This window comes from Vagococcus sp. WN89Y, assembly GCF_052220145.1.
Classification (GTDB): Bacteria; Pseudomonadota; Gammaproteobacteria; order Enterobacterales; family Enterobacteriaceae; genus Kosakonia.
Map to the genome: position 1 here is coordinate 148,504 of NZ_JBQPOM010000028.1, position 15,297 is coordinate 163,800.

The 15,297-nt window shown below is 49.1% G+C and carries 11 protein-coding genes, 2 tRNA genes, 2 other RNA genes and 1 pseudogene; 7 read left to right on the forward strand and 9 right to left on the reverse strand.

Annotation, left to right across the window (positions count from 1 at the left end):
• Window positions 1-7: 7 nt before the first annotated feature.
• Window positions 8-892 (reverse strand): DMT family transporter, encoded by an 885-nt coding sequence (locus ACTU3N_RS09315; protein WP_443085845.1) that lies wholly within the window; start codon window positions 890-892, stop codon window positions 8-10.
• Between the two features lie 108 nt (window positions 893-1,000).
• Here ACTU3N_RS09315 and ACTU3N_RS09320 point away from each other — a divergent pair, with 108 nt between their 5' ends.
• The gene (locus ACTU3N_RS09320) at window positions 1,001-1,444 is read left to right on the forward strand and encodes an Lrp/AsnC family transcriptional regulator (RefSeq protein ID WP_443085846.1); all 444 of its coding nucleotides are present in this window, start codon (window positions 1,001-1,003) and stop codon (window positions 1,442-1,444) included.
• Between the two features lie 80 nt (window positions 1,445-1,524).
• Here the strand turns inward: ACTU3N_RS09320 and ACTU3N_RS09325 are convergent.
• The 6 genes from ACTU3N_RS09325 to ACTU3N_RS09350 all read right to left on the reverse strand — a co-directional run bounded on the left by ACTU3N_RS09325 (window position 1,525) and on the right by ACTU3N_RS09350 (window position 3,665).
• A tRNA-Tyr gene (locus ACTU3N_RS09325) sits at window positions 1,525-1,609 on the reverse strand.
• 115 nt (window positions 1,610-1,724) lie between these two features.
• A non-coding RNA gene (locus ACTU3N_RS09330) (RtT sRNA) lies at window positions 1,725-1,857 on the reverse strand.
• Window positions 1,858-1,904: 47 nt separating this feature from the next.
• Window positions 1,905-1,989: transfer RNA gene (locus tag ACTU3N_RS09335), tRNA-Tyr, on the reverse strand.
• 21 nt (window positions 1,990-2,010) lie between these two features.
• Window positions 2,011-2,151, reverse strand: a non-coding RNA gene (locus ACTU3N_RS09340) — RtT sRNA.
• Between the two features lie 168 nt (window positions 2,152-2,319).
• Window positions 2,320-3,162, reverse strand: coding sequence for a formyltetrahydrofolate deformylase (purU, locus tag ACTU3N_RS09345; RefSeq protein WP_443085847.1), 843 nt, complete (start codon window positions 3,160-3,162; stop codon window positions 2,320-2,322).
• 44 nt (window positions 3,163-3,206) lie between these two features.
• Window positions 3,207-3,665: a YchJ family protein gene (locus ACTU3N_RS09350; RefSeq protein WP_443085848.1), complete on the reverse strand. Its 459-nt coding sequence runs from the start codon at window positions 3,663-3,665 to the stop codon at window positions 3,207-3,209.
• Window positions 3,666-3,772: 107 nt separating this feature from the next.
• On the opposite strand from ACTU3N_RS09350, the gene rssA reads away from it, so the two are divergent.
• The 3 genes from rssA (at window position 3,773) to galU (ending at window position 6,894) form a co-directional block, all read left to right on the forward strand.
• Window positions 3,773-4,681 carry a patatin-like phospholipase RssA gene (gene rssA / locus ACTU3N_RS09355; protein ID WP_443085849.1) on the forward strand — a complete coding sequence of 303 codons (909 nt, stop codon included), beginning with the start codon at window positions 3,773-3,775 and terminating at the stop codon, window positions 4,679-4,681.
• Window positions 4,682-4,771: 90 nt separating this feature from the next.
• Window positions 4,772-5,785, forward strand: a complete 1,014-nt coding sequence (gene rssB, locus ACTU3N_RS09360; RefSeq protein WP_443085850.1) for a two-component system response regulator RssB — start codon at window positions 4,772-4,774, stop codon at window positions 5,783-5,785.
• A 197-nt stretch (window positions 5,786-5,982) separates the two neighbouring features.
• A complete protein-coding gene (gene galU, locus ACTU3N_RS09365) occupies window positions 5,983-6,894 on the forward strand; it encodes a UTP--glucose-1-phosphate uridylyltransferase GalU (protein WP_443085851.1) in 912 nt (303 codons plus the stop codon).
• A 419-nt stretch (window positions 6,895-7,313) separates the two neighbouring features.
• Here galU and hns read toward each other — a convergent pair whose 3' ends face one another.
• Window positions 7,314-7,727, reverse strand: a complete 414-nt coding sequence (hns, locus tag ACTU3N_RS09370; protein WP_443085852.1) for a histone-like nucleoid-structuring protein H-NS — start codon at window positions 7,725-7,727, stop codon at window positions 7,314-7,316.
• A 546-nt stretch (window positions 7,728-8,273) separates the two neighbouring features.
• Here hns and tdk point away from each other — a divergent pair.
• Complete coding sequence (gene tdk / locus ACTU3N_RS09375; RefSeq protein WP_443085853.1) at window positions 8,274-8,888, forward strand: thymidine kinase; 615 nt, start codon at window positions 8,274-8,276, stop codon at window positions 8,886-8,888.
• 146 nt (window positions 8,889-9,034) lie between these two features.
• Here tdk and adhE read toward each other — a convergent pair.
• Window positions 9,035-11,629 (reverse strand): annotated as a pseudogene (adhE, locus tag ACTU3N_RS09380) (bifunctional acetaldehyde-CoA/alcohol dehydrogenase); the annotation flags it as partial.
• 480 nt (window positions 11,630-12,109) lie between these two features.
• Here adhE and ACTU3N_RS09385 point away from each other — a divergent pair.
• Together ACTU3N_RS09385 and oppA are read left to right on the forward strand one after the other, a co-directional pair.
• On the forward strand, window positions 12,110-12,754 hold the full coding sequence (locus ACTU3N_RS09385) for a YchE family NAAT transporter (RefSeq protein WP_443085854.1): 645 nt from the start codon (window positions 12,110-12,112) through the stop codon (window positions 12,752-12,754).
• A gap of 847 nt (window positions 12,755-13,601) precedes the next feature.
• Window positions 13,602-15,233 carry an oligopeptide ABC transporter substrate-binding protein OppA gene (gene oppA / locus ACTU3N_RS09390; RefSeq protein ID WP_443085855.1) on the forward strand — a complete coding sequence of 544 codons (1,632 nt, stop codon included), beginning with the start codon at window positions 13,602-13,604 and terminating at the stop codon, window positions 15,231-15,233.
• The last annotated feature ends 64 nt before the right edge of the window (window positions 15,234-15,297 follow it).

A 15,297-nucleotide genomic window follows, 5' to 3' on the forward strand; every position in this document is an offset into this window, starting at 1 on the left:
GTTTTTTCTACTGGCAGCGGGACACAACGCTTGCCGCTTTCGTTCGCTCTCCCCAGCCGAGATTATTCCCCGCCGCAGCGAGCAGAATAACTATCCCGCCCATCATTTGCAGGGGACTTAATGTGTGGCCAAAGAGAAGCGCATCGAGCACCACGGCGACCAGCGGATAGATAAATGACAGAGAGCCGATGACCGGTGTCGGGAGCTTTTGCAGCGCACTGTAGAGCAACTGATACATGATGCCGGTGTGAACAATACCCAGCGTCAATAACATGCCCCAGGGAAATGCGGTGTCGAACGCAGGAAGATGTGCCAGCGGGAGCAGCATAACCACCCCGGTGAGCACCTGAATAAACGCAATATGCAACGGTGTGAGCGATGTCAGGCGGCGGGCAATCAGCGCTGTCAGCGCGTAGAAAAACGCGGCGCCGAGCGCCATCGCAATACCGGTTATCCCGGCGCTGCTTGCCTTGATATCACTCAGCAGTAGCAGCACGATACCGCTGAATGAGAGCAGTAACCATCCCCATTTCATTCGTGAAACTGATTCGCCAAGCAGCATACTCATCAGCACCAGCATAAAAGGCTGCGTGTTATATACCACGGTCGCCAGCCCGATGGAGAGACGACTGTAGGCGGCAAAAAGTAAAAGCCAGTTCAGTACCAGCGCGACGCCGCCAGCAATGGCCAGCAGTAGGCGTTTACGCGCAATGCCACCGAGCGGCTGACGGGTATAGCGAATGACAACCAGCAGCGTGCCAGCACCTATCACGCAGCGCCAGAATACCACATCAATAACAGGTAATCCGCTCAATAGCACAAAGACGCCAATCGAGCCGGAAATCAGCATCGCCAGGCTCATCTGCCAGACACCGCTTTGTAGGTTGCGCATTTTTTTCTCCTCATCTTGAAAGCAATATTGTCGAAAACTTCAGGCAACTCTTCTATGGCTGATGTAAGGTGGTAAGCGAAGATAACCTTTATAAATTAGGTAATATCGATGGAATACCTTATTGATGATATCGATCGCGCGATCCTCTCTTGTCTTGCGCAGGATGCCCGGCTGTCATTAAAAGTGCTCAGCGTGCGGGTGGGGCTTACGTCGCCGAGTACGGCGGAGCGCGTAAAACGGCTGGAGGAGCGCGGGGTTATTCAGGGATATGGCGCGCGCGTGAATCTGGCTGCACTGAATTACAGCCTGCAGGCGCTGGTGCGCGTTAAACCGATGCCGGGGATGCTGCAAAAAGTGGATAAAATGATCCAGAATCTGCCGGAGTGCATTGAGTGCGACAAAGTGACGGGAGAAGATTGCTTTGTGATGCGGCTGGTGGTGCAGACGATAGCGCAACTGGATACGTTGCTTGATGGGCTTGCAGAGTATGCGCAGTGCAATACTTCAATTGTTAAAAGCTCACCTGTCAAACGCCGGCTACCGCCGATATAGCCTCGGTTTTCGTCCTTCTCCGTGTTGCGGAAAATGTGCGCGCGAAGGTAACACTGAGAGAGTGAGGAATTATAAAGAGATGGTGGTGGGGGAAGGATTCGAACCTTCGAAGTCGATGACGGCAGATTTACAGTCTGCTCCCTTTGGCCGCTCGGGAACCCCACCAGGGGTATTGCATAATTGCGATGCTGAAAAGGAAAAAGTGGCTAACAACTTTCCCTGATAAATGTCGCGCTTATGCGTCGCTCACTTATCTGTTTAATGCATTGCATAAAAACGATGGTGGTGGGGGAAGGATTATTCGGAGCTAAAGCTCCTCACCCTTCGGGCCGTTGCCTTTGGCAACGTTCTCTCGCTTTCGCTCGAGTCGAACCTTAATCGAAGGTTCTCGTCCTTCCCCGATAAACGTAGCGCTTATGTGTCGCTCACTTATCTGTTTAATGCACTGCATAAAAAACGGTGGTGGTGGGGGAAGGATTCGAACCTTCGAAGTCGATGACGGCAGATTTACAGTCTGCTCCCTTTGGCCGCTCGGGAACCCCACCACGGGGTATTGCATTTTAGTGATGTTGCAAGGGAAGGATTATTCGGAGCTAAAGCTCCTCACCCTCCGGGCCGTTGCCTCTGGCAACGTTCTTTCGCTGGCGCTCGAGTCGAACCTTAAGTCGATGACGGCAGATTTACAGTCAACGCCCTTGTGAACACTCGGGAACCCACCACGGGGTAAAACATTTACTGGCCGCTTCCGTCTCGGGAAGCGCGGCGCATCATATCAAATGACACGCCGCTGTAAAGGTTTCCGGTGATAAAAATGAATCGGTTGCATGCTTTTTGCACGCAGTGCCTTAAAGACAACCAATTCATTTTAAAAGTGATTACAGAATAATCGTTCTGTTACCGTAAACAAATACTCGCTGCGCCAGCACCTGATACAATGCCCGGCTCAGCACGTTCTTTTCCACATCCCGGCCCGCTCGCATCATATCTTCCGCAGTATAGGTATGATCGACATGAATCACGTCCTGCATAATGATAGGGCCTTCGTCCAGGTTATCATTTACATAGTGCGCCGTTGCACCGATTATCTTCACCCCGCGCTCATAAGCCTGATGATAGGGGCGGGCGCCAATAAACGCTGGCAGGAAGGAGTGGTGAATATTGATAATCTTATTCGGAAAGCGGCTCACAAATTCAGGTGTTAACACGCGCATATATTTTGCCAGCACCACATAATCCGGCTGATGCGCTTCAATGGCTTGCGCCATCAATTTATCATGCGCTTCGCGCGTCAACCCTTCATGACTTACCAGCTCAAAGGGAATATCAAAACGCTCAACCAGCGAACGCAGCGTATCGTGGTTGCCAATCACCGCAGCAATTTCAACATCCAGGCCGCCGTAATTCGCTTTCATCAGCAGATCGCCAAGGCAGTGCGCCTCTTTGGTCACTAAAATTACGATGCGTCGGCGGCCTGCCGGGTTCAGTTCACGCACAGAACCTTCCGGTAGCGCGCTATCCAGATCGGCTAATAACGTCGCGTCGTTAAAAATCCCCTCAAGTTCGGTACGCATAAAAAAGCGCCCGGTGCGGTGATCCACAAATTCATTATTCTGAACAATATTGAGTTCATGCTTGTAACAAATATTGGTGATGCGTGCGATAAGGCCTTTCTGATCAGGACAAATAGTACGCAGAACTTTACGTTGTAATGAGTGCATTGCAGGGTGAATCCTGTTGATATGTGTTTAGAAGTGCTGCATTTTTATTGCCCGCAGCACTTTTTAAATTTTTTACCAGACCCGCATGGGCAGGGGTCATTACGGCCAAATTGCGGATGTGTGCCATCAATATAATACCACTGACCGTTCTCTTTTAAGAACCGTGAACGCTCGATGATAGCGCCGTTCTTGCCATTCTCGCTAAACCGCGCGACAAAACTGACGTAACCTTCGTTACCATTTTCACCGTAAGCATGTTCAAATAGGGTCAGGCCGAGCCAGGTTGTTGCGCGAAAGCCGTCTTCAATCTGCTGGCGAAAAGCCTGCGCGCCACATGAAGGATGCCACGTTTTTATCAGGTAATCCGCCTGGTGTAAGACAAAAGCCGTATAGCGCGATCGCATAAGTCGTGATGGATCCGGCGCAAACTGAACGCCTGCCAGATAAGGCTGGCAACATACGCTATACTCCAGAGCGCTACCACAAGGACAAGTTTGAGACAAAACAGTAATCCTGGAATAAATAACGGCGCACACGCGCCCGGATAGCAATATGTTAACTGAGCCGTCGCGTTGTGGCTACAGTAAGCCGGGGGAAGCCAGGCACCAGAATGAGAACAGTAAAAATAGGACTGGCGTTGGGGTCAGGAGCCGCCAGAGGATGGTCACATATCGGTGTGATAAATGCGCTCGAACATGCCGGTATCGAAATTGATATTGTTGCAGGCTGCTCTATCGGTTCGTTAGTCGGTGCAGCCTGGGCCTGTGGGCGTTTGTCAGAGCTGGAAAAATGGGTTTGTTCCTTCAACTACTGGGACGTGCTCCGCCTGATGGATTTTTCATGGCAGCGCGGCGGCCTGTTGCGCGGGGAACGCGTGTTCAATCAATACCGCCAGATAGTACCTGCCAGCGACTTCTCTCAATGCCACGCGCGATTTGGTGCGGTGGCCACTAATCTCAGCACGGGCCGCGAGCTCTGGTTTACCGAGGGCGATCTTCATCATGCGGTGCGTGCATCCTGCAGTATGCCAGGCCTGATGTCACCGGTGCCGCATAATGGTTACTGGCTGGTTGACGGTGCCGTGGTCAACCCGGTTCCAATCTCGCTCACCCGCGCTTTAGGGGCGGATGTGGTCATTGCGGTTGATTTACAACATGATGCGCATTTATTGCAGCAAGATCTTATGTCGGTAAACTTAAGCGCGACCGATGCCGATAATGACGGTACAGATGTGCTGCGTTGGCATCAACGACTGCGGGAGCGGCTTGGGCAGTTAACTCCCAGGCGCCCGGTTGCGCCAACAGCAATGGAGATCATGAGCACGTCGATACAGGTGCTGGAAAATCGATTAAAACGCAATCGTATGGCCGGAGACCCGCCAGATATTTTAGTGCAACCCGTGTGCCCACAAATCTCTACGCTCGATTTTCATCGGGCAAAAGCAGCTATCGCCGCAGGGAAACTGGCGGTAGAAAAGAAAATGGATGAACTGTTACCTTTAGTGCGAACGCAGTCGTGAGCACTTTTTTCAAAGACTTCAGCAAAATCTGACAGGCGATTATTGGTGAAACATGCCACTATTGTTCTATTGTCAGGCAGGGGAGAGAAGATGACGCAGCCGTTAGCCGGAAAACAGATATTGATTGTTGAGGACGAGCCCGTGTTTCGCTCGCTTCTGGATTCCTGGTTGGCGTCGTTGGGGGCAGACACCGGCCTGGCGGATGATGGACTTGACGCCCTTGAGCATATGGCGACAACCAGTTTCGACCTGATGATTTGCGATCTTGATATGCCGCGCATGAATGGCCTTGCGCTGATAGAGCATATGCGTAACCACGGCAATGAAACGCCTATCCTGGTAATCTCCGCGACCGAAAACATGTCAGAAATTGCCAAAGCGCTGCGCCTTGGTGTGCAGGACGTAGTGCTAAAACCGGTCAAAGACCTGAACCGTTTAAAAGAAACGATATTTGCCTGCATCTATCCTAATATGTTCAATTCCCGGGTTGAGGAAGAAGAGCGCTTATTCCAGGACTGGGATGCGCTGGTAGGAAACCCGGCGGCTGCAGCCAATCTGTTACAGGAATTACAACCACCGGTACAGCAGGTTATTTCCGGCTGCCGGGTGAATTATCGCCAGCTGGTCTCAGCGGAAAGCCCTGGCCTTGTGCTGGATATTGCACCGATTTCCGAGAATGATTTAGCATTTTACTGTCTTGATGTGACCCGGGCCGGAAATAATGGCGTGCTCGCAGCGCTGTTATTACGTGCGTTATTTAATGGTCTGCTGCAGGAACAGTTGTCTCACCAGCGCCAGCGTTTACCGGAGATGGGTGCCTTGCTTAAGCAGGTCAATCAATTACTGCGCCAGGCGAATTTGCCTGGGCAGTTTCCCTTACTGGTTGGCTATTACCATAGCGAATTAAAAAACCTGATATTAGTTTCGGCGGGTTTAAACGCAACGTTAAATACCGGCGATCATCAGATTCAAATTAGTAGCGGTGTTCCTCTCGGCACGCTTGGTAATACTTACCTTAATCAACTGAGCCATCGATGCGATTCCTGGCAATGTCAGATATGGGGCAGTGGAGGTCGTCTACGCTTAATGTTGAGCGCAGAATGAGCAATCAATCCGTGCATTGCAGATAGATTTACACGCGTTTGAAAACGAGTGGTAGTATCGCCACGGATTATGCGTATTTGTCCTAAATAGATGTTAACGCGTCCTTTTCAGACTGGTCGATGTGTTGGTGCTGATATACTCAGACGCGAGTTAATTAATGAATATGTTCAATGCATGGACAGTCCAGGAGATTTTCGATGGCTGCAATAAATTCAAAAGTGACTAAAGCAGTAATTCCGGTAGCGGGATTGGGAACGAGGATGTTGCCAGCAACCAAAGCAATTCCGAAAGAAATGTTGCCGCTGGTTGATAAGCCATTAATTCAGTACGTCGTTAATGAATGTATCGCTGCGGGTATTACTGAGATCGTACTGGTCACCCATTCATCAAAAAACTCAATCGAAAACCATTTCGATACCAGCTTTGAGCTGGAAGCAATGCTGGAAAAACGTGTTAAACGCCAGCTGCTGGAAGAAGTCCAGTCTATTTGCCCGCCGCACGTTACCATTATGCAGGTGCGTCAGGGGCTGGCGAAGGGCTTAGGCCATGCGGTTCTGTGCGCGCATCCGGTTGTGGGTAACGAACCTGTCGCCGTTATTCTGCCGGACGTTATTCTTGATGAGTACGAATCCGATCTTTCGCAGGATAATCTGGCCGAGATGATTAAGCGCTTTGATGAGACCGGTGCCAGCCAGATAATGGTAGAGCCGGTTGCTGATGTGACGGCGTATGGTGTGGTTGATTGTAAAGGCGCAGACCTGCAGCCTGGCGACAGCGTACCGATGGTGGGCGTGGTTGAAAAACCGAAAGCGGATGTCGCGCCGTCTAACCTTGCGGTTGTTGGCCGGTATGTGCTTAGCGCTGAAATCTGGCCTCTGTTGGCGAAAACGCCTCCGGGAGCAGGGGACGAAATCCAGCTTACCGACGCCATTGATATGCTTATTGAGAAAGAAACTGTTGAAGCTTATCACATGAAAGGCAAAAGCCATGACTGCGGTAATAAGCTTGGATATATGGAAGCATTCGTGGAATATGGTATTCGCCATAATACCCTTGGCGAAGAATTTAAAGCCTGGCTTGAACAGACCGTAGGTACCGCCAAAGCATAACGCTTTTTGCTGGTGCAATTAAGCCGGAGACAATCATGCCTGTGTAGATTCTCTCCGGCTTTTTTTATTGCTTACAGAAAATCCCGGCTGCGAGCGCGACCGGCAACAGGTTTTAAGACTTTATTAACCCCAATGGGTGGACGCTTCACTTTAAAGCGTCAGTGCACCTCACAGGGCGAAATCAACGCGGCCTTCGGTGAGGGTGATTTTTATTTCTGATTGTTTCCGGTTAAAGGCGAGTCAGTAACAAAAGTGAAAGAGATCGGACCACATAATCGAATAAATATCGTGCTGCAGTTTTGAGCAATAAAGGGTGAGTTCGGGAATCAGACGGATGAAAAAGTCTATATTATGGAGAAATTATGTGGCTTATCAAAAAAAATCCCGCCAGAAGCGGGATTTTCAGAAAGAGGTCTCAATTACTCTTCGATAAGGAAATCGTCGAGTTGTTTACCTTGTTCGTCCATTGCTTTTTTGATAACAGCCGGAGTACGACCCTGACCGGTCCAGGTTTTAGTTTCGCCGTTCTCATCAACGTAGCTATATTTAGCCGGACGAGCTGCGCGTTTCGCTTTGGCGCCAGACTTAGAAGCAACCATGCTGTTCAGCAGTTCATTCGGATCAATACCGTCAGCAATTAACATTTCACGGTATTGCTGCAGTTTACGAGTACGCTCTTCAACTTCAGCAGCGGCAGCGTTTTCTTCCTCACGACGCTCGTTAACCACTACTTCTAATTTTTCCAGCATTTCTTCAAGCGTTTCCAGAGTGCATTCTCTTGCTTGCGCACGAAGAGTACGGATGTTGTTCAGAATTTTAAGTGCTTCGCTCATTGTAGTAATCTCAAACTTATATTGGGGTGGTTTGTTGAGCTAATAATAGAGCGTTAATTTATCCAGCGCAATAGCTGTGAATGTAAGGAAACAAAAAATTCAGCTTTATTTTGTCGATTTTTAAATATCGCTAACTTAAATTTCTCGTGATTACGGCTGCAAAAAAGCACTAATACGCAAATTTGAGATCCTCACCGTTGCAGCGTTTTACGCGTGTCCGTCCGATTAATCCAGCTATGGATATAGTCACGCTGGATAAATAACGACCTTGCAAGATTCTTCGTAAAGTGAGGGGTAAAGCAGGAATTATTAATAATTTCAGAATCGGTTGATGAGAATGTTCTGATTAGAAACTTTACTAAAATGATGGATTTCTTATTGCTGTTTCTTATGCGGTAACGACCGTTATTGATTAGCAAGTGATATATCAGAAGGGGTTTAGGTTAGCGGGAAATGCACAACGCGGCAGCGACAATCAGGTGATACGGATAAAATATGATACTATCTGCGCAGTAATATCACACTTTGATTGAGGTTTTGCGCGCAATGGCACAACTTTATTTCTACTATTCTGCAATGAATGCAGGGAAATCTACGGCTTTACTACAATCCTCTTACAATTACCAGGAAAGAGGTATGCGGACCGTTGTTTACACCGCAGAAATTGACGATCGTTTTGGCACGGGCAAGGTCACTTCCCGTATTGGTTTATCCTCGCCCGCGCGACTGTTTAATACGAACACATCATTATTGGATGAAATAAAAGCTCAGCACAGCCGGGAAAACATAGATTGTGTGCTGATAGATGAGTGCCAGTTTTTAACACGTGAACAGGTCTATGCACTTTCTGAAGTTGTCGACAGTCTGGATATTCCGGTGCTCTGTTATGGCCTGCGTACCGACTTTCGTGGCGAGTTATTTGTTGGTAGCCAATATTTATTGGCATGGTCAGATAAACTGGTTGAATTGAAAACTGTCTGTTTTTGCGGCCGCAAAGCCAGCATGGTTTTGCGTCTTGATCAGGCCGGGCGACCTTATAACGAGGGTGAGCAGGTGGTGATAGGGGGCAATGAGCGCTATGTGTCAGTCTGCCGTAAGCATTATAAAGAAGCGCTGGCAGAAGGCTCACTGAGCGCGATACAGGCACGTTTACGGGGATAAGCGTTTAGCTCAATGCAAAAAGAAAGCCCGCCAGAAATCTGACGGGCTTTTTAGCGGTTAAAGAATTAAGCGGTTTTCTTCGCTTTCTTCTCTGCTTTTACCGGCGTTTCGACTTTAGCAACAGCCACTTCACCTTCTTTGAACTCACGGCCGTAGTAGGTATCCATCAGGATCTGTTTCAGTTCGGAGATCAGCGGGTAACGTGGGTTAGCACCGGTGCACTGGTCATCAAACGCATCTTCAGACAGTTTATCAACATGCGCCAGGAAGTCAGCTTCCTGCACGCCCGCTTCGCGAATAGACTTCGGAATACCCAGCTCAGCTTTCAGGGTTTCCAGCCATGCCAGTAACTTCTCGATTTTCGCGGCAGTGCGATCGCCAGGTGCTGTCAGGCCGAGGTGATCGGCGATTTCAGCATAACGACGGCGCGCCTGCGGACGGTCATACTGGCTGAACGCAGTTTGCTTAGTCGGGTTGTCGTTCGCGTTGTAGCGAATAACGTTACAAATAAGCAGGGCGTTCGCCAGACCGTGCGGAATATGGAACTGGGAACCCAGTTTGTGCGCCATGGAGTGACACACGCCGAGGAAGGCGTTCGCAAACGCGATACCGGCGATGGTCGCTGCACTGTGCACGCGCTCACGGGCAACCGGGTTTTTCGCGCCTTCATTATAGGAGGCCGGCAGGTTTTCTTTCAGCAGTTTCAGCGCCTGCAGTGCCTGGCCGTCAGAGAACTCAGATGCCAGCACAGATACGTAGGCTTCCAGCGCGTGGGTTACCGCATCCAGACCACCGAAGGCGCACAGTGACTTCGGCATATCCATCACCAGGTTGGCATCAACAATCGCCATATCCGGGGTCAGGGCATAATCCGCCAGCGGGTATTTCTGGCCGGTTGCGTCATCGGTTACGACCGCAAACGGTGTGACTTCAGAACCGGTACCGGAGGTTGTGGTGACCGCGATCATTTTCGCTTTCACGCCCATTTTCGGGAACTTGTAGATACGTTTACGGATATCCATAAAGCGCAGCGCCAGTTCTTCGAAGTGGGTTTCCGGATGCTCATACATCACCCACATGATTTTCGCGGCGTCCATTGGAGAACCACCGCCGAGAGCGATGATAACGTCCGGTTTAAAGGAGTTTGCCAGTTCAGCACCTTTGCGCACGATGCTCAGGGTCGGGTCCGCTTCGACTTCAAAGAAGACTTCAGTTTCCACACCGGCAGCCTTCAGCACAGACGTTATCTGGTCGGCATAACCATTGTTGAACAGGAAGCGGTCAGTCACGATCATGGCGCGTTTGTGACCATCGGTAATCACTTCATCCAGCGCGATTGGCAGAGAACCACGACGGAAGTAGATAGACTTAGGAAGTTTATGCCACAACATGTTCTCAGCTCGCTTAGCAACGGTTTTCTTGTTGATCAGGTGTTTCGGACCAACGTTTTCGGAGATGGAGTTACCACCCCAGGAACCACAACCCAGCGTCAGGGAAGGTGCAAGCTTGAAGTTATACAGGTCGCCGATACCACCCTGAGAAGCCGGCGTATTGATAAGAATACGCGCGGTTTTCATCTTATCGCCGAAGAAGGCAACGCGATCCTGCTGGTTGTCCTGGTCCGTATAGAGGCAGGAGGTATGACCGATACCACCCATCGCCACCAGTTTTTCGGCTTTGACCACGGCATCTTCAAAATCTTTCGCGCGGTACATTGCCAGCGTCGGAGAGAGTTTTTCGTGGGCAAACGGCTCGCTCTCATCCACGTTTTTCACTTCGCCGATCAGTATCTTGGTATTTGCCGGAACAGAAATACCTGCCATTTCGGCAATTTTGGTTGCCGGTTGACCGACGATAGCCGCATTCAGCGCGCCATTTTTCAGGATGATATCCTGGACGGCTTTCAATTCCTGGCCCTGTAACAGGTAGCCCCCGTGGGTGGCAAAGCGCTCGCGTACAGCCTCATAAGCGGAATCAACCACCACGACAGACTGTTCAGAAGCACAGATAACCCCGTTATCGAAGGTTTTGGACATCAGGATAGAAGCGACAGCGCGTTTGATATCCGCCGTTTCGTCAATAACTACAGGCGTGTTACCTGCACCCACGCCGATTGCCGGTTTACCGGAGCTGTAAGCGGCTTTCACCATTCCCGGCCCGCCGGTGGCGAGGATCAGGTTGATATCCGGGTGATGCATCAACTGGTTAGAAAGCTCAACAGACGGCTCGTCAATCCAGCCAATAATGTCGCGCGGCGCACCGGCAGCGATAGCCGCCTGCAGCACAATATCCGCTGCCTTATTGGTTGCGTTTTTCGCACGTGGGTGTGGGGAGAAAATAATACCGTTGCGGGTTTTAAGGCTAATTAAGGCTTTAAAAATTGCGGTTGAAGTCGGGTTGGTGGTAGGAACAATCCCGCAGATAATACCGGTTGGCTCAGCAATAGTGATGGTGCCGAAGGTGTCATCTTCTTCGAGAATTCCGCAGGTTTTTTCATCTTTATAGGCATTGTAAATATATTCAGAAGCAAAGTGGTTTTTAATCACTTTATCTTCAACAATACCCATACCGGATTCAGCAACCGCCATTTTGGCGAGAGGGATTCGGGCATCAGCGGCGGCCAGAGCGGCAGCACGGAAGATTTTATCGACTTGCTCTTGAGTAAAGTTGGCATATTCACGCTGAGCTTTTTTCACGCGTTCTACGAGTGCGTTAAGTTCAGCGACATTAGTAACAGCCATAATGCTCTCCTGATAAAGTTAAACTCTTTTAGTAAACCAGCTGCCCAGTACGACAGTATAGACAGACCAGCTGTTGCTTGCGTAAACATCATTAATACAAAGAGTTACGTCAAAGTACATGCCACTGATTTACTGAAAGAGCCTCAACGGATAGCTATACATGATTCAGGTTTATTGCTCTCTTTTAATGACTTCAAGGTTACCTACTTCTGAGTAGCAATTACGTGATCCGTGTCAAATTTCAGCGAGGCTGACTCCATTCAGCACCCCGTAATTAGGGCATTTGTAGCAAATGTTAATGGCATCTGACTAAGCGTCCTCTAAGATTATCACAATTCCCACAAGTGAATAACATACTGCAGCATGTCCCATGTGGCATGAAATAAAGGTGCAGTGCGCGGGGAAAACACGTATCTTCTGCATGGATTTTTTTGTCAATAATGGTTGAGATTTCGTCCGATAATTCAGGAGCCTATAGCGGTGCTGACACTGTTTGATTTTCCCACCTGGTTTAAGTTTTTTATTGGCTTATTCGCGCTGGTGAACCCTGTCGGGATCATTCCCGTCTTTATTAGCATGACCAGCAACCAGACGGCGGGAGCGCGCAATAAAACCAACCTGACGGCCAATCTGTCCGTTGCCATTATCCTCTGGACCTCGCTGTTTTTAGGCAACACCATCCTGCAACTCTTCGGTATCTCCATTGATTCATTTCGCATTGCCGGGGGCATCCTGGTGGTCACCATCGCCATGTCAATGATCAGCGGGAAACTGGGCGAAGATAAGCAGAATAAGCAGGAGCAGTCAGAAACCGCTATCCGGGAAAGTATTGGCGTTGTGCCGCTGGCGCTGCCGTTGATGGCCGGGCCTGGTGCTATCAGTTCGACAATTGTCTGGGGTACGCGTTATCACAGCATTGAATATTTTATTGGCTTTTCGGTGGCGATCGCGCTGTTTGCGCTTTGTTCATGGGGACTATTTCGGATCGCACCCTGGCTGGTTCGCTTGCTTAAGCAGACCGGTATCAATGTGGTCACGCGTATTATGGGTCTGTTACTGATGGCGCTTGGGATCGAATTTATCGTGGCTGGCGTGAAATCGCTTTTCCCCGGACTGATGCATTAATTATTTTTGCTTATTACCCGCATTTGTTTATGCAAATTCCTGGTTATATAACGAATGGTTAAACCTGATACATACTCAACGGTGGTGCGGGGTGTGATTGTTCGCGCAAAAATTAGCAAAACATATGATAAATACAGAAAATGGCTGCAGGTATAATAAATTCACATCATCAGGAAATCTGTTGCGCATCAGATAATTATAAGTTTTGTGAATTACTGACGGCGCTATTTTGCGCGATCGGCGCTGTTATTTCTCTCACATAATACTATTGGGCTTGCCGTGACATAATTGAGATGATATTAGTATTTTCATTCTTATCGCAGATGAATGTGCTAAAAAGTAGTCAATTGTTGCTTTTTTGTGCAAATTAACACACCGTCTGCAAAAACGCATTACATGGCCGTAATGTGCATTTATCTTATTGAAAATAATAGGTATAAGCATTTTCAGGGAGACTGTGAAGACAGTTCTTCGCAGGATTCTTTTGGCTGTAAAAGAGAAACGGTTAACAAATTTGCAAAATGTATTGGCGGCACGACCAGCCATTTGATACTTTCCGGCCATTATCTTTACAGCCTGAGTGTTGCAGGATAAACAGCGTTGATGAGAATCATTTTCAATAATAATGACCATCAACAGAAATAAAACGCGCCTCGACAGGGGAGGCGGGTTAACTAATCGACGCAAGATTGCCGCATGAGCAATCAGTAATAAAAAAGTCGGTGATAGCAGCAGTAAAAAAAGAAGTCTGAAAGCGCCAAAGCTCCTGCGCTTTACGGACCCCCATCAGGGGATGAAACACGCTGGCGGTTTCGTCAGTAATTATAATGAGTGGAGTATCAACACAATGTCCATCATCACAAAAAAAAGTCTGGTCGCTGCGGGTATTCTGACGGCGCTAATTACCGGTAACGCGGCTATAGCAGCTGACGTTCCGGCGGGAGTTCAACTGGCAGAGAAGCAAACGCTGGTTCGTAACAATGCCTCAGAAGTGCAATCGCTCGACCCGCATAAAATTGAGGGTGTACCGGAATCTAACGTTAACCGCGATCTGTTCGAAGGTTTGTTAATTTCCGACGTTGACGGCCACCCGTCTGCCGGTGTTGCCGAGAAGTGGGAAAACAAAGATTTTAAAGTCTGGACGTTCCATCTGCGTAAAGACGCCAAATGGTCCGACGGCACGCCTGTGACCGCTCAGGATTTCGTTTACAGCTGGCAGCGCCTGGCCGATCCGAAGACGGCCTCTCCGTATGCAAGCTATCTGCAATACGGTCATATTGCTAACATCGATGACATTATCGGTGGAAAAAAACCGACCAGCGAGCTGGGCGTAAAAGCCATCGATGACAATACGTTTGAAGTCACTCTGAGCGAGCCGGTTCCGTATTTCTATAAACTGCTGGTTCACCCGTCAGTCTCTCCGGTACCAAAAGCCGCGATTGAAAAATTCGGCGAAAAATGGACGCAGCCTGCGAACATTATCACCAACGGTGCTTACAAACTGAAAGACTGGGTAGTGAACGAGCGTATCGTTCTGGAGCGTAATACTAACTACTGGGATAACGCGAAAACTGTTATTAACCAGGTTACGTATCTGCCAATCGCATCTGAAGTCACCGATGTGAACCGCTATCGCAGCGGAGAAATCGACATGACGTATAACAATATGCCGATTGAATTGTTCCAGAAGCTGAAAAAAGAGATCCCGAAAGAAGTTCACGTTGACCCGTATCTGTGCACTTACTATTACGAAATCAACAACCAAAAAGCGCCGTTTACGGATGTGCGCGTGCGTACTGCGCTGAAGCTGGCGCTCGATCGCGACATCATCGTTAATAAAGTGAAAAACCAGGGCGATCTCCCGGCATATAGCTTTACCCCTCCGTACGCGGATGGTGCAAAACTGACCGAACCAGAATGGTTCAAAATGACCCAGGAACAGCGTAACGCCGAAGCGAAAAAGCTGCTGGCAGAAGCAGGGTATACTGCGGACAAACCGCTGACCTTTAACCTGCTGTATAACACCTCCGATCTGCACAAAAAACTGGCGATCGCAGCTTCTTCCATCTGGAAGAAAAACCTCGGTGTGAACGTTAAGCTTGAAAACCAGGAGTGGAAAACCTTCCTCGACACGCGTCATCAGGGTAACTATGACGTTTCCCGTGCGGGCTGGTGTGCGGACTACAACGAACCGACGTCCTTCCTGAACATGATGCTGTCCGACAGCTCAAACAATACCCCGCATTATAAGAGCCCGGCATTCGATAAGATCATTGCTGATACGTTGCAGGTGACTGACGAAGCACAGCGCAGCGAACTTTATTCCAAAGCAGAGCAGCAGCTGGATAAAGACTCGGCGATTGTTCCGGTTTACTACTACGTGAACGCCCGTCTGGTTAAACCGTGGGTGGGTGGTTATACCGGTAAAGACCCTATGGATAATATCTACGTTAAAAACCTATATATTATCAAGCATTAATGGCAATCAGTGGGGCGGGTTGTCTCGCCCCACAGTGTCTTATTTTTTCGCACCAGTAAACACT